The organism is Streptomyces sp. NBC_01264, assembly GCF_026340675.1.
Taxonomy (GTDB): Bacteria; Actinomycetota; Actinomycetes; order Streptomycetales; family Streptomycetaceae; genus Streptomyces.
Window position 1 is genome coordinate 2,429,440 of the sequence record NZ_JAPEOX010000002.1, and the last position, 14,307, is coordinate 2,443,746.

12 protein-coding genes and 1 pseudogene are annotated in these 14,307 nt (G+C 70.9%); 3 read left to right on the forward strand and 10 right to left on the reverse strand.

Features of this window, described 5'->3' with window-relative positions; all coding sequences use genetic code 11:
- Positions 1-38: 38 nt before the first annotated feature.
- The 3 genes from OG435_RS43840 to OG435_RS43850 all read right to left on the reverse strand — a co-directional run bounded on the left by OG435_RS43840 (position 39) and on the right by OG435_RS43850 (position 2,153).
- Positions 39-635 (reverse strand): hypothetical protein, encoded by a 597-nt coding sequence (locus OG435_RS43840; RefSeq protein WP_266886299.1) that lies wholly within the window; start codon positions 633-635, stop codon positions 39-41.
- A gap of 59 nt (positions 636-694) precedes the next feature.
- Entirely contained in the window at positions 695-1,405 is a 711-nt protein-coding gene (locus OG435_RS43845) for a ribonuclease HII (protein WP_266886301.1), read from the reverse strand.
- A gap of 145 nt (positions 1,406-1,550) precedes the next feature.
- Positions 1,551-2,153 carry a TetR/AcrR family transcriptional regulator gene (locus OG435_RS43850; protein WP_266886302.1) on the reverse strand — a complete coding sequence of 201 codons (603 nt, stop codon included), beginning with the start codon at positions 2,151-2,153 and terminating at the stop codon, positions 1,551-1,553.
- A 140-nt stretch (positions 2,154-2,293) separates the two neighbouring features.
- Between OG435_RS43850 and OG435_RS43855 the strand changes: the two genes are divergently transcribed.
- Positions 2,294-3,847, forward strand: coding sequence for an MFS transporter (locus OG435_RS43855; protein ID WP_266886303.1), 1,554 nt, complete (start codon positions 2,294-2,296; stop codon positions 3,845-3,847).
- Between the two features lie 86 nt (positions 3,848-3,933).
- On the opposite strand, the gene OG435_RS43860 is transcribed toward OG435_RS43855, so the two are convergent.
- The 5 genes from OG435_RS43860 to OG435_RS43880 all read right to left on the reverse strand — a co-directional run bounded on the left by OG435_RS43860 (position 3,934) and on the right by OG435_RS43880 (position 8,949).
- Positions 3,934-5,649, reverse strand: a complete 1,716-nt coding sequence (locus OG435_RS43860; RefSeq protein ID WP_266886304.1) for a DUF4173 domain-containing protein — start codon at positions 5,647-5,649, stop codon at positions 3,934-3,936.
- 137 nt (positions 5,650-5,786) lie between these two features.
- A complete protein-coding gene (locus OG435_RS43865) occupies positions 5,787-6,701 on the reverse strand; it encodes an ADP-ribosylglycohydrolase family protein (protein ID WP_266886306.1) in 915 nt (304 codons plus the stop codon).
- A gap of 11 nt (positions 6,702-6,712) precedes the next feature.
- Positions 6,713-7,372, reverse strand: coding sequence for a histidine phosphatase family protein (locus tag OG435_RS43870; RefSeq protein ID WP_266886308.1), 660 nt, complete (start codon positions 7,370-7,372; stop codon positions 6,713-6,715).
- Between the two features lie 96 nt (positions 7,373-7,468).
- Positions 7,469-8,074, reverse strand: coding sequence for a YdbC family protein (locus OG435_RS43875; protein WP_243331790.1), 606 nt, complete (start codon positions 8,072-8,074; stop codon positions 7,469-7,471).
- 32 nt (positions 8,075-8,106) lie between these two features.
- Positions 8,107-8,949, reverse strand: coding sequence for an arylamine N-acetyltransferase family protein (locus OG435_RS43880; RefSeq protein ID WP_266886312.1), 843 nt, complete (start codon positions 8,947-8,949; stop codon positions 8,107-8,109).
- Between the two features lie 68 nt (positions 8,950-9,017).
- On the opposite strand from OG435_RS43880, the gene OG435_RS43885 reads away from it, so the two are divergent.
- A complete protein-coding gene (locus OG435_RS43885; RefSeq protein ID WP_266886314.1) occupies positions 9,018-9,977 on the forward strand; it encodes a DUF1152 domain-containing protein in 960 nt (319 codons plus the stop codon).
- Positions 9,978-10,052: 75 nt separating this feature from the next.
- Here OG435_RS43885 and OG435_RS43890 read toward each other — a convergent pair whose 3' ends face one another.
- Both OG435_RS43890 and nrdR read right to left on the reverse strand, forming a co-directional pair.
- On the reverse strand, positions 10,053-12,947 hold the full coding sequence (locus OG435_RS43890; RefSeq protein WP_266886316.1) for a vitamin B12-dependent ribonucleotide reductase: 2,895 nt from the start codon (positions 12,945-12,947) through the stop codon (positions 10,053-10,055).
- Positions 12,948-13,091: 144 nt separating this feature from the next.
- On the reverse strand, positions 13,092-13,601 hold the full coding sequence (gene nrdR / locus OG435_RS43895) for a transcriptional regulator NrdR (RefSeq protein WP_250748823.1): 510 nt from the start codon (positions 13,599-13,601) through the stop codon (positions 13,092-13,094).
- Positions 13,602-14,078: 477 nt separating this feature from the next.
- Here nrdR and OG435_RS43900 point away from each other — a divergent pair.
- Positions 14,079-14,307 (forward strand): annotated as a pseudogene (locus OG435_RS43900) (transcriptional repressor LexA); the annotation flags it as partial.

The window sequence follows — 14,307 nt, forward strand, 5'->3', positions numbered from 1 at the left end:
GCCCGCCCCGCCCCTCGACCGTGCGGGGGTACGGGGCGTCAGACGCCCGCCCCCAGCACGGAGTTGATCCGCTGCGGCTCGCCGCACACGATCAGGATGGCTCCGGCTCGCGCGAGGGCGACCGGCAGGGCTGCGGCGGCCGCGTCGACCGGTCCGCCGTTGACGGCGAAGACCACGACGGGACGCCCGGACGCACGCTGCACGTGCGCCGCGTCGGCGTAGAAGACGTCGTCCCCGGCGTCGTGCAGGGCCCAGTACGCGGCCTCGCCGAAGGACAGCTCGTGCGCGGCCCACGGGTGCGGGTCGCCGGTGGTGAGCACCAGGATGTCACCGGGCGCGCGCCCGGTGTCGAGCAGCAGGTCCACGGCCTCCTCGGCCGCGTCCAGCGCACCCTCGGCGGATGCCGGGATCAGCTGGACCTGCGGCACGGACGCCGAGACCGAGGGAGTGGTGGAGGCTACGGGACCGCGACCGGCCTGCGGCTTCCGCGGGGCGGGCGGCGCGGGCCTGGGAGCGGGACGGGGACCGGGGACGGGACGGGGGGTCTGCGCGGTGCGGCTCGCGGCCGGCGTGACGCGGGGACCCTGGGCACTCTCGTGAATCTGAGGCTCCTCGGGGGCGGGGGTGAGAGGCATGAGCTGATTTTTATCAAACACCGGTGCGAAACGTACCGGTTGGTGGCACCTGCGTGCGATCAGAAATCGAAGCCGAGTTGGCCTCCGTTTTCCAGCTCCATCGCTTCCTCGCTGCGGCGCACCTTCTTGAGGTGGCTCCAGCGGGGCAGCGCGTCGAGGTAGGACCAGGAGAGCCGGTGGTACGCGGTCGGCCCCTGCTCCTCCAATGCCGCCCGGTGCACGGGCGAGGGATATCCGGCGTTGGCGGCGAAAGCGAAGTCCTCGATTCCGCCGCCCTGTTCACCGATTTCGGCCATCATCCGGTCGCGCCGGACCTTGGCGATCACCGAGGCCGCGGCGACGGCGACGCAGGACTGGTCGCCCTTGATCACCGTCCGGACCTGCCAGGGCGCACCGAGGTAGTCGTGCTTGCCGTCGAGTATCACCGCGTCGGGCCGCACGGGCAGCGCCTCCAGGGCGCGCACCGCGGCCAGGCGCAGGGCGGCGGTCATCCCGAGCTCGTCGATCTCCTCGGGGGAGGAGTGGCCCAGGGCGTAGGCGGTGACCCAGTCCTCCAGGACGCCGACGAGCGCGTCACGGCGTTTGGGGGTGAGCAGTTTGGAGTCGGTGAGTCCCGCGGGCGGCCGGCGCAGACCGGTGATCGCCGCGCAGACGGTGACGGGACCGGCCCAGGCCCCTCGTCCGACTTCGTCGACCCCGGCGATGAGCTTGGCGCCGGTGGTCGCCCGGAGGGAGCGTTCGACGGTGTGAGTGGGTGCTTCGTACGGCATGGCGCCAGCAAGGTTACGCCGCCCCGGGCCGCCTGCACACCCCGCCCCCTCCCGGCAGCGCCGTCACCCCCTCCCCGCCACGCCGCCGCCCCCTCCCCGCCGGGCCCCGGCCACCTCGGCGCCGCGCCGTCCGCCCCGGCCCGTCTCACACCCTGAGCAGCGGCACCATCACCCCGTCGATCATCTCGGCGATGTCCCCGTCGCTCCATTCGCTCCCGCACACCTTCGTGCGGTACATCATCAGCGCCGGAACCACGTCCACGAGAAACGGACCGGTCGCGTCCGATCGGACGTCCCCCCGGTCGATTCCGCGATGGACCAGCTCCCCGATCAGCCTGTGCGCCGGTTCGTGCAGCCCCGACCAGATCAGGCCGTGGAAGCGCTCCGCATGACTGTGATCGCATTCGTGAAGCACCGCCCGCAGGGCCTGCCCGGCCCGCGAGTGCATGACGTCCCGCATCCGCACGCACAGCGCGTACAGGTCCTCGCGGATCGACCCCAGGTCCTGGATCTGGCCGAGCGGCGGCAGCCGCGTCCGCAGCGCCTCGGCCACCAGGTCCGCTTTCGAGGGCCAGCGCCGGTAGAGCGCCGCCTTTCCGGTGCGGGCCCCCGAGGCCACGCCCTCCATGGTGAGGGCGTTCCAGCCGACGGTGCCCAACTGCTCCAACGCGGCGTCGAGAATCGCCCGTTCGAGTTCGGGCCCCCGCCTGCGCCCCGGGGCCGCCACTGACCAGCGCGAACTCATCACTCCCGAACCCTCCGCCCCGTACGCGCGTCCCCCGCACGTACGTACAGCCTTAGTGAACGCTTGCGTTCACTAAGGCTGACTCCTACCTTGGTCTCGCTGTGAACGCCTATGTTCACTATTTCACTTTGGGGGGATCCACAGTGACAACTCCTCAGCTCTCCAAACTCCAGATACCGGGCGCGGCCCGCCGGGAGGGGCGCCCAGGAGTGGCGCTCGCCGTCATCGCCGCCTGTCAGCTCATGGTCGTCCTCGACGCGACGATCGTGAACATCGCGCTCCCGCACATCCAGACCGACCTCGCGATCTCGACCACCGACCTGTCCTGGGTGATCAGCGCCTACACCCTCGCCTTCGGCGGCCTGCTGCTGCTCGGCGGCCGTGCGGGCGACATCCTGGGCCGCCGCCGGGTCTTCCTGACCGGCATCCTGCTCTTCACCCTGGCCTCCCTGCTCGGCGGCTTCTCCCAGGAGCCCTGGCAGTTGCTCGCCGCCCGCGCGCTGCAGGGCGTCGGCGGCGCCATCGCCTCGCCGACCTCCCTCGCCCTGGTCACCACGACCTTCGCCGAGGGGCCCGCACGCAACCGCGCCTTCGGCGTGTTCGCCGCCGTCTCCGCGGGTGGCGGCGCGGTGGGCCTGCTGGCCGGCGGCATGCTCACCGAGTGGCTCGACTGGCGCTGGGTGTTCTTCGTCAACGTGCCGATCGGGCTGCTGATCGCGTTCCTGACCCCGCTCTACATCAGCGAGTCCGAGCGCCATCCGGGCCGCTTCGACATCGCCGGAGCCCTCACTTCCACGGTCGGGATGACCTCGCTGGTCTACGGGTTCATCCGCGCCTCCCAGGACGGCTGGCGCGACGGCGTGACCATCGGCGCGTTCGTCCTGGCCGTGGTCCTGCTCGCGGCCTTCGTGCTCGTCGAGTCCCGGGCCGCCGATCCGATCATCCCGCTGCGCATGTTCGCCGAGCGCAACCGCACCGGCACCTACGTGATCATGCTCAGCCTGGCCGCGGCCATGTTCGGAATGTTCTTCTTCATCGTCCAGTTCGTGCAGAACGTGCTGAACTTCAGCCCGATCCGGTCCGGCATCGGCTTCCTGCCCATCACCGTCGCCATCGTCACCGCCGCCGGACTCTCCCAGCGCCTGCTGCCGCGCTTCGGCCCCAAGCCGTTCATGGTCATCGGGTCGGCGCTCACCGGCATCGGACTGACCTGGCTGACCTTCATCGAACCCGACAGCTCCTACGCCTCCGGGGTGTTGGGCCCCATGCTGCTGTTCGGATTCGGCATGGGCCTGAACTTCGTCACCCTCACCCTCACCGCCGTCTCCGGAGTGGCCCCGCAGGAAGCGGGCGCGGCCTCCGGACTCCTCAACGCCAGCCAGCAGGTCGGCGGCTCGCTCGGACTGTCCATCCTGGTCACCGTCTTCGGCACGGCCAGCCGCAACGAGGCCGGCAAACAGGTCCCCGACTTCATGGCCCACGCCGACCAGGGGCAGGCCGCGGCCTTCCAGCAGACCGGCCGGCTGCCCGACCCCTGGGGGGACGCGGTCCTCACCCAGGGGATCTCCACCTCGTTCATCGCCGCCGTCGCCATGTCGGGGCTCGCGCTCGTCACCGCGCTGCTGGTGGTCCGGGTGCGCAAGAGCGACCTCGAGGCCCTGAACGGAGCCGCCGCCCAGGCCGGTCCGGCCGCCTGAGCGCGCAGTCCCGTACGAGGGGTCCGGCGCGGGAAGCCTCCGTCCCGGGCCTCTCCCGGGCCGGAACGCGCCCTGGGCGGTGGTGGCTAGTACTCGATCCGGCTCCCGAAGGTTCCCAGGCTCCTGCACTGCTCGTACGAGGCGCTCACCCCGCGCTCGCCCAGGATCTGCCGGGCCCGCCGCTCCCCCAGGCTCGTCGCGTACCAGGGCGTGCGGCCCGCCGCCTCCAGTTCCCTGGCGATCCCGCGCAGGGCGCAGGAGCGCTGGGGCTCGGGCAGCCGGTCCAGGGCGGGCACCGCGTCGGCCGACAGGGACTGGAAGTAGGCCAGGTCGATCTTGCCGTCCTGCTCGTACCGCGTCACGTTGCCCTCCGCGATCACCCCGTCCGGGGAGATCAGCCCGAAGGCCAGTACGGCCGCCATGGCGCTCCCCGCGACCGCGCGGGGCCGCCACCGCGCCCCGAACAGCCCGCCGGCCATGATCAGTACGATCACCAGGCCGAGCCACAGCTCCATACCGGCGACCGACAGGCGCAGCCTGGTCAGGCCGTACGCGTCCACGTACAGGTCCATGCGGCGCAGGGCCGAGGCGACGACGACGAGGGTCAGCGCGCAGAGCGTGCCGAGCACGACGCGCACCAGCCGCCGGTCGCCGGCTCCCTCCCGCGGGGCCCAGCGCAGGGCCAGTGCGATGACGGCGAGGGTGAGCAGGGTGGCCCAGAGCAGCTGCCAGAAGCCCTGGCGCGCGTACGCGGCGTAGGTGAGGCCGGTGGCTTCCAGGACCTTGCGGTACCCGCCGAACAGGACGGCGAGCTGGACGGCGTTGAAGGCGGCGAAAAGCAGGTTCAGCACGATGAGCGGGAGGGCCCACTCCACCCGGGAGCGCGCCTTCCCCGGGCGCACCTCGATCCGGTCCCAGCGGGAGGGGGCGGCGGCCGCGCGGGCGACGGCGGCCGCGACGAGGAGGCCGAGCGCGAAGAGCAGGAAGCGGACCGGGCCGTCCAGACCGCTGACGTCGGGGGTGAGCCCGCTCAGCAGGTCCGCGAACGCGGCGTCGGCGGAGGCGAAGAGCGTGCCGAAGAGGGCCAGCAGGACCACCGCCACCACGACGGCCTTGATCACCGGCAGCAAGCGCTCCCGGCGCCCCTCGCCGCGCGAGCGCAGGCCCTTCCAGACCCAGCGCACCCCGAGGACGGCGGAGTCCAGGAGGCCGACCGGGCCGAGCAGGATGCCGGGCCAGCTCCGGCTGCCGTGCAGGGCCAGGGCGCCGGTCAGCAGGGCCGCGAGCAGGGCCGTGACGGCCGGCCAGGCGGAGGCGCGCAGGGCGGGCACGGCGAGCAGCGCGAGGCAGCCGAGCGCCCACAGCGCGGTCCAGGGACGCAGCGTGCGGCCGGCCGTGCGGGCGGCCGCCCAGGCGGCGACGAGCGCGGGCAGCACCGCGAGGAGCAGACCCGGCCCGAGCCCCTCGCCGAGGAGCAGGGAGACGGCGATGCCGGAGGCGAGCACGGCGCCCAGCACGACGACCGGTACCGGTCCCACGGCGGCCGGGCGCGCGGCCTCGGCCCAGGCGAGCGGGGCGATCGACCAGGCGCCGGAGGCGGCGCGCTCCTTGCGCAGCTGGTGGGTGCGCCAGGCCTTGGGATCCCAGCCGGGCGGCGCGGGTGGCGCGGGCGCGGATGGCACGGGCGCGGATGGCACGGGCGCGGATGGCGCCGGGGCGGGAGCTTTCGCCTCCGCGCCCGCGGCATCCGCCGTCTCGGTGTTCTCCGCGCCGTTCTCCGCGCCGGTGTTCCCTGCTGACATCGGGTTCCCCTCCCCTGTCGGCCGCCCCCGCCGTGGGGCGGGGGTGGCGAAGCCGACAGAGTAGGCCGGTCACCTGCAGTTTTGAACAGGCTCAAAAGATGCCTGTGGCAGGACCGTGACAAACGGAGGAGGGCGAACTACCCCGCCGCCTCCGGCAGCCAGGCCGGCAGCGCCTCGGTCCGGGCCAGCCAGGCCGGCGGCAGCACCGCGTCCCCGCGTGCGCCCAGGACTCCGCCGACGATCGCGCAGGTCGTGTCCACGTCTCCGCCCACCTGGGCGGTGGTCCAGAAGGCCCGCTCGTAGTCGTCCAGACCCCGCGCCGCCGACCACAGGGCGAACGGCACGGTGTCGTGGGCGCTGGTGCGCCGCCCGCAGCCCAGTACCGCGGCGACGGTGGTCGCGTCGCCGTAGTCGAGCATGTCGCGCGCCCGCCGCACCCCGGCGCCCACCGCGCTCCGCGGGACCAGCGCGATCACCCCGTCCAGCAGGTCGGCGGCCTTCGGCGGCCCGGCCGGATCGGCCGCCAGCGCGGCCGCGGCGGCCACGGCCATCGCGCCGCACACCGCTTCGCGGTGCTGGTGGGTGGTGTAGGCGGAGATCTCCGCCTGGTGGGTGGCCTGCTCCGGGTCGTCGGCGTACCAGGCGCCCAGCGGGGCGACCCGCATGGCCGCTCCGTTGCCCCAGGAGCCCTGCCCGTTGAAGAGTTCCGCGGCGAGCGTGCGCCAGTCCGCGCCCTCGCGGATCAGGCGCAGCATCCGGTTCACGGCGGGCCCGTAGCCGCGGTCGAAGTCGTGGTGCCGGGCGAAGGAGGCCGCCAGCGCGTCCTGGTCCACCCTGCCGTGCCCGGCGAGCACGGCCACCACCGAGCAGGCCATCTCGGTGTCGTCGGTCCACTGCCACGGATCGCTGCCCGCGGGCAGCTCGCGCCGCTTGAGCAGCGGGTAGTTCACGGGGACGAAGTACTGGGAGCCCAGTGCGTCACCCAGGGCCAGCCCCCGGAGGCTGGCCATGGCGCGTGCGTAGCGCCTTTCGGGAGAGGAGTCAGAGGTCATCGCGCGTCACTCTAGCCGTCCAGGTCGTAAGGCTCCGGTGTGGTCCACCGCTCAAACGGGCGGTCCATCCAGTACCGGCCGTCGGAACCGAGCATCAGCACCCGGTACTCGCCGTTCCCCGGGTTGGACAGGGCCTCGAACTCGGCCACGGACCAGTGGAACCAGCGCATGCAGAACAGCCGCATCGTCAGGCCGTGGGTCACGAGCAGCACGTTCTCCGGATGGTCCGGGGCCTCGAAGCTGCGGTAGAGGCTCTCCAGGAAGGCCCCGACCCGGTCGTACACGTCCGCGCCCGACTCCCCCTGCGCGAAGCGGTAGAAGAAGTGCCCGTACGCGTCCCGGTACGCCTTCTGCAGCCGTACGTCCTCCCGCTCCTGCCAGTTCCCCCAGTCCTGCTCGCGCAGCCTCGGCTCCTCGCGCATCCGTACGCGCGTCGGGTCCAGGCGCAGCTCGCGGAAGGTCTGCAGGGTCCGGCGGTACGGGGAGACGTACGCGCTGACGTGCTCGTCCCCGAACAGCTCGCGCAGGAGCACGCCGGCCTCCGCCGCCTGCTCGCGGCCGGTGCGGGTCAGCCGCAGGGCGTGGTCGGGCTCCCGCTCGTACACCGTGTCATCGGCATTGCCCTCCGATTCCCCGTGCCGGACAAGGACGATGCGCCGTGGTCGAACCATTCCACGACCCTATTCGGCCACTGCCGGGCACACCGACCGGGGCTCGCCGATCGGGCGGGGCGGCGACCATACAGTCGGGTCGTCAGGCAGGCCCGGTCACACCGTCCAGGACGCCTCGAGATCGACGACGTCCCCGGTGAGGGCCTCCACATCGGCCTGGATCTGGGCGCGCAGCGACAGCCGCTCCACGCGCTCCTGCCGGTACTTGCCGTGTTCTGCCGCCGCGTGCCACATCGAGAGCACCAGGAACTCGCGGCCGGGAGCCTCGCCGAAGAGGCCCCGGACCATGCCGGGCGATCCCGCCATGGCCGGGTTCCAGACCTTCTCCTGCATGAGCGCGAAATGGTCCACGCGGCCCTCGCGCACCCGGGTGTGGGCGACCCGGACGACGTCGGCGTCGGTGAAGCGCGGTTCGAAGCCGGTCTTCACGTCGAAGCGGTGGTCGAAGAGCGTGACCCGCGCGTCGGTGTAGGTTCCGTTCTGCGAAGCGGCCAGCCGGTCGTGGGAGCGGGCCATGAAGGAGTCGTAGAAGGAACGGCTCTCCCAGAAGGTGAAGACGTGCGCCACCCCCTGCCGGCCCCGGCTCCAGCCGCCGCCCTGACCCCGGAATCCCGGTTCGCCGGGGAGCCCGGCCCATTTGCGCTGCCCGCGCTCGAACCCGCGTCGGTCCGTCACCGTGCAGCGAATCCACTTGACCAGCACTGCGCCATCGTACGGGCCCGGCGGGGCCCGGGTCAGTCCTCGGCGCGGTACATCCGAAGGAGTTCGGCCTCGTCCCGCTCGGACAGCCGAATCCCGAACTCCCGGCCGAGCAGGGCGAGCAGTTCCCCGGCCGGCACCTCCCGCCGCTCGGTCCGCCCGTCGGGGAGCAGCCGGGAGAGCTCCCGTCCCACGAGGGCCGTCCGCTCGGAGTCGGCCTGCTTCTGGACGACGACCCGGCCGACGAAGGAGGAGCGGGGGTGCGAGGAGCTGTAGTGGTTCAGCACCACGTAGTCGACGGGGTGGTAGGGCTGCGGGGAGAAGGCGTACAGGTCCCGCCAGGCGCCCTCGCGCGGCACGCCGAACACGAGGACCCCGTCCGCTTCCTCCCGGACGCGGAACACCCATTCCCCCTGCCGCACTTCGGCACCGGGGCGCGCCAGCGGCACGGGTTCGCGCGGCCCCTGCCACCCGAACCCGGCGTCGCAGAGCCACGGTTCCCCGTCGACGGTGACGACGAGGACGGCGTGCGTCACCGCGGTCAGGCCGTCCCCCCGGCTGCGGTTGCGGGCGCCGCGTCCGGAGACCTCAAAGCCGATCCGCTCCAGGGCGGCGGCCAGCAGGGTGTTCTGCTCGTAGCAGTACCCGCCGCGGCGGTCGTGCACGAGCTTGTCCTCGATCGTCTTGACGTCCAGCCCGACGGGGCGGCCGAACAGCACGTCCAGGCTCTCGAAGGTGATCGCACCGGTGTGGGCCCGGTGTACTGCCTTCAACGTCGCGAGATCCGCGCGGAGTTCCCCTCCCTCCCAGCCGATCCGCTCCAGATAGGCGTCGAGATCCAGCTCGTCGCCGCCCCACACTGCGCCCCTGCTCCCCATGGCTCCCCCGTTCTCCGCACCGCGATATTCGGGGGCGGCCCTCAGGCCGCCCCCGCACAATGATGGCCATGCCCGCCTTGCACACCAACCCGCTGTTCACCCGCCTGGCTTCGGCCGAGCGGATCCTCGTCGCCGGGGCCGGCGGTGGTTTCGACGTCTACGCCGGCCTCCCGATCGCCCTCTCCCTCATGCACCAGGGCAAGGAGGTCCACCTGGCTAACCTCTCCTTCAGCGCGCTCGCGGGCCTCCCGATCGACGACTGGGTCGCCCCGGGCGTCGTCGCCGTCACCCCCGGCTCCGCACCGCACCAGACGTACTTCCCCGAGCGGACCCTGGCCCAGTGGCTGGAACTGCACCGCTACCCGTCCACGGTGTACGCCTTCCAATCGGTCGGCGTCCAGCCGCTGCGGGCCGCCTACCGGGCCCTGATCGACCTGCACGGCATCGACGCGGTGGTCCTGGTCGACGGGGGCACCGACATCCTGATGCGGGGTGACGAAGCGGGGCTCGGCACCCCCGAGGAGGACATGACCAGCGTGGCGGCACTGGCCGCGCTGGACGACGTACCCGAACGGTTCGTCGTGTCGGTCGGCTTCGGCGTGGACGCGTACCACGGGATCAGCCACTCGCTCGTGCTGGAGAACATCGCGGCCCTGGAGCGGGACGGGGCCTATCTCGGGGCGTTCTCGATCTCGCGCAACACCCGCGAGGGCGCCCTGTACCTCGATGCCGTGGCCCATGCCCAGGACCGCACGCCGGACCACCCGAGCATCGTGCACGGCTCGATCGCCGCGGCCGTCCGGGGCTCGTTCGGGGACGTCCGGTTCACCTCCCGGACCCGGGGCAGCGAGCTGTTCGTGAATCCGCTGATGTCCCTGTGCTTCGCCTTCGAGCTGACCGGCCTGGCGGCCCGCTGCCTCTACCTGGACCGGATCGAGGACACCCACCTCATGCGCCAGGTCGCCTCGGCGATCGAGGTCTTCCGCGAGGAAGTGATCACCCGCCCGGCCCGCACCTTCCCCCACTGACCGCGAACGCGGAAGCGGGGACCGGCCAGTGGCCGGTCCCCGCTCCTCAGCTACTCAGTGGCAGCGGCGTACCCGTCAGCTGCAGCCGCTGGTGGAGCCGCAGCCCTCGCAGATGTAGCAGGAGCCGGCGCGCTGCATCTTCGTCCCGCAGGAGAAGCACAGCGGGGCGTCGGCGGAGACGCCGAGCTGCATCTCGACCAGTTCGGCGCTGGAGTGCGCCGTCTTGGGGGCCGGGACCGGGGCGACCGCGACCGGCTTGGCGACCGGGACGGCCTGGACCGCGGCGAGCGGGGCCGCCTGGGTCAGGGACTCCGTGTCGAACTCCTCGTCGAGGGGCTCGTAGGAACCGGTGTCCAGGTGGCGCTGACGCTCCTCGGCGGAGTGGATGCCGAGGGCCGAGCGGGTCTCGAAGGGCAGGAAGTCGAGCGCCACGCGACGGAAGATGTAGTCGACGATCGACTGCGCCATCCGCACGTCCGGGTCGTCCGTCATGCCGGCCGGCTCGAAGCGCATGTTCGTGAACTTCGAGACGTACGTCTCCAGCGGGACGCCGTACTGCAGACCGACCGAGACGGCGATCGAGAAGGCGTCCATCATGCCCGAGAGGGTCGAACCCTGCTTGGACATCTTCAGGAAGACCTCACCGAGACCGTCGTCCGGGTAAGAGTTCGCGGTCATGTAGCCCTCGGCGCCACCGACCGTGAAGGAGGTGGTGATCCCCGGGCGGCCCTTCGGGAGGCGCTTGCGGACCGGGCGGTACTCGATGACCTTCTCGACGGCCGTCCGGATGGTGTCCTCCGCCTTGGCGGTGACCTCCTCCTTCTCCTCTTCCTTCTTCTTCGCGGAGAGGGGCTGGCCGACCTTGCAGTTGTCGCGGTAGATCGCGAGCGCCTTGACGCCCAGCTTCCACGCCTCGAAGTAGATCTCCTCGATCTCCTCGACGGTCGCCGTCTCCGGCATGTTGACCGTCTTCGAGATCGCGCCGGAGATCCAGGGCTGGATCGCGGCCATCATGCGCACGTGGCCCATCGCGGAGATGGAACGCTCGCCCATCGCGCAGTCGAAGACCGAGTAGTGCTCCTGCTTCAGGCCCGGGGCGTCGACGACCACGCCGTGCTCGGCGATGTGGGCGACGATCGCCTCGATCTGCTCTTCCTGGTAGCCCATGCGACGCAGGGCCTGCGGAACGGTGCCGTTGACGATCTGCATCGAGCCGCCACCGACGAGCTTCTTGAACTTGACCAAGGCCAGGTCCGGCTCGACGCCCGTGGTGTCGCAGGACATCGCGAGACCGATGGTGCCGGTCGGCGCGAGGACGGAGGCCTGCGAGTTGCGGAAGCCGTTCTTCTCGCCGAGGCGGATCACGTCCTGCCAGGCCTCGGTGGCCGCGGCCCAGATGATGTTGTCCAGGTCCTCGGTGCGCGGCGCGACGGCGTTGGCGTCGGCGTGCTGCTTCATGACGCGCTTGTGCGACTCGGCGTTGCGGGCGTAGCCGTCGTACGGGCCGACGATCGCGGCCAGCTCGGCGGAGCGCTTGTACGCGGTACCGGTCATCAGCGAGGTGATCGACGCGGCGAGGGTGCGGCCGCCGTCGGAGTCGTACGCGTGGCCGGTGGCCATCAGCAGGGCGCCGAGGTTGGCGTAGCCGATGCCCAGCTGGCGGAAGGCGCGGGTGTTCTCGCCGATCTTCTGCGTCGGGAAGTCCGCGAAGCAGATGGAGATGTCCATCGCGGTGATGACCAGCTCGACGACCTTGGAGAAGCGCTCGGCGTCGAAGGACTGGTTGCCCTTGCCGTCGTCGTCGAGGAACTTCATCAGGTTCAGCGAGGCGAGGTTGCAGGACGTGTTGTCCAGGTGCATGTACTCGCTGCACGGGTTCGACGCGGTGATGCGGCCGGACTCGGGGCAGGTGTGCCAGTTGTTGATCACACCGTCATACTGGATGCCCGGGTCGGCACAGGCCCACGCGGCCTCGGCGAGCTTGCGGAAGAGCGACTTGGCGTCGACCGTCTCGATGACCTCGCCGGTCATGCGGGCGCGCAGGCCGAACTCGGTGCCGTTCTCGACGGCCGTCATGAACTCGTCGTTCACACGGACGGAGTTGTTGGCGTTCTGGTACTGGACGGACGTGATGTCGTCGCCGCCCAGGTCCATGTCGAAGCCCGCGTCGCGCAGGGCGCGGATCTTCTCCTCTTCCTTCACCTTGGTCGCGATGAAGTCCTCGACGTCCGGGTGGTCCACGTCCAGGACGACCATCTTGGCCGCGCGGCGGGTGGCGCCGCCCGACTTGATCGTTCCGGCGGACGCATCGGCGCCACGCATGAAGGAGACCGGGCCGGAGGCGTTGCCGCCGGAGGAGAGGAGCTCCTTGGAGGAGCGGATGCGGGAGAGGTTCAGGCCGGCGCCGGAGCCGCCCTTGAAGATCATGCCCTCTTCCTTGTACCAGTCGAGGATCGACTCCATGGAGTCGTCGACGGCCAGGATGAAGCAGGCGGAGACCTGCTGCGGCTGGGGCGTGCCGACGTTGAACCACACCGGCGAGTTGAAGCTGAAGATCTGGTGCAGGAGCGCGTAGGTCAGCTCGTGCTCGAAGATCTCCGCGTCGGCGGGCGACGTGAAGTAGTCGAAGTCCTCGCCGGCCTTCGTGTACGTCTTCACGATCCGGTCGATGAGCTGCTTCAGACCGGTCTCGCGCTGCGGGCTGCCGACCGCACCGCGGAAGTACTTGCTGGTGACGATGTTGACCGCGTTCACCGACCAGAAGTCGGGGAACTCGACGCCGTACTGCTCGAAGTTGACCGAGCCGTCGCGCCAGTTGGTCATGACGACGTCGCGGCGCGCCCAGGTCACCTCGTCGTACGGGTGCACGCCCGGGGTGGTGTGGATGCGCTCGATACGCAGGCCGCTCTTGGCAGTCTTGGTGCCCTTGGCGCGGGAACCTCGTGCCGAGCTGCTCGCCGTCTCTGTCATGCCGTTCCTCCCAATGCGGGCAAAACGCCCTAAAGTGCCAGCGCTATTCCGCGGCACGGTGCTGTGTGTCTTGTATCTACGTCTTCTTCGCCGGACCCACCGGCCGTTCCACGACGCGCATGCGACGGGGAACGGGCAGGCCGGTCAGTCGGCGGCGGAGGCGGGCACGGGGACCGGAGCGGTCCCACCGGGCTCGCACTCTTCGTGAGGCCGCGGCACGCGGAGTTCCGCGATGGCGGTCTCGAAGTCTTCGAGTGTGTCGAACGCCTTGTAAACGGACGCGAACCGGAGGTACGCGACCAGATCGAGGTCCTGCAACGGGCCGAGTATGGCCAGACCCACGTCGTGGGTGGTCAGCTCGGCGCTCCCGGTGGCGCGCAGCGCCTCCTCGACCCGCTGGCCGAGTTTGGCGAGGGCGTCCTCGGTGACCGGCCGCCCCTGGCACGCCTTGCGCACGCCGGAGATGACCTTGGTACGGCTGAAGGGTTCGGTCACCCCGCTGCGCTTGATCACCATCAGCGAGGCCGTCTCCACCGTCGTGAAGCGACGGGAGCAGTCGGGGCACTGGCGGCGCCGGCGGATCGACGTGCCGTCGTCGGTGGTGCGACTGTCGACGACACGGCTGTCGGGGTGCCTGCAGAAGGGGCAGTGCATGGTTCCCTCACCCTCCTCTTGGCACGACTGAATCACCTCGCGAGTCCCCTGAGCGGCAGGGCCGAAGCTCTGTCGGAGGCTCTCGAAGCAGCCACAAGCATATGCGATGTCGAGGGCCTCGGCAGACCGAGGACCACAACTTCTGGGTGGCAGCGCTCATCCAACCACTAGATCTTGGGTTGTGGTGGATTTACACCGCTCCGCGTGTCGCGGCGTCCGATGGCCGGATAGCAGGCCTCGCGGTGCCACACTGGGCGCTGACCCGGACGGTGGCGACCCGACCCGGAAGGGTACCGTAAGCAGTGGATCCGGAAGCGAACCCCCGTTCGGCCCGGACAGCCCGTCGGCGGCATATACACCTCACAAAGTGAACACGGTGGGTGATCTCCGATTTTTCACTCGAACGTGTGTTTGGCGCAACCTTTCGAAAGCAACTACCGTTGTCCAGCTAGGGAGAACATTTCGAGAGGGGCCGACGTGACCACCACCGCAGACAGTGTCAGTGCCACCATCACTGCCCAGAACCGCTCCCAGAGCCGACTTGAGCCGGTGCATGCCATGAGTGACGCAAGCCTGAACCCGGAGGCGGAGCCCGTACGCCCCGCACGCTCGCTGCCAGGGCGACCTCCAGGCATCCGCGCCGACAGCTCCGGGCTCACGGACCGGCAGCGGAGGGTCATCGAGGTCATCCGCGACTCGGTGCAGC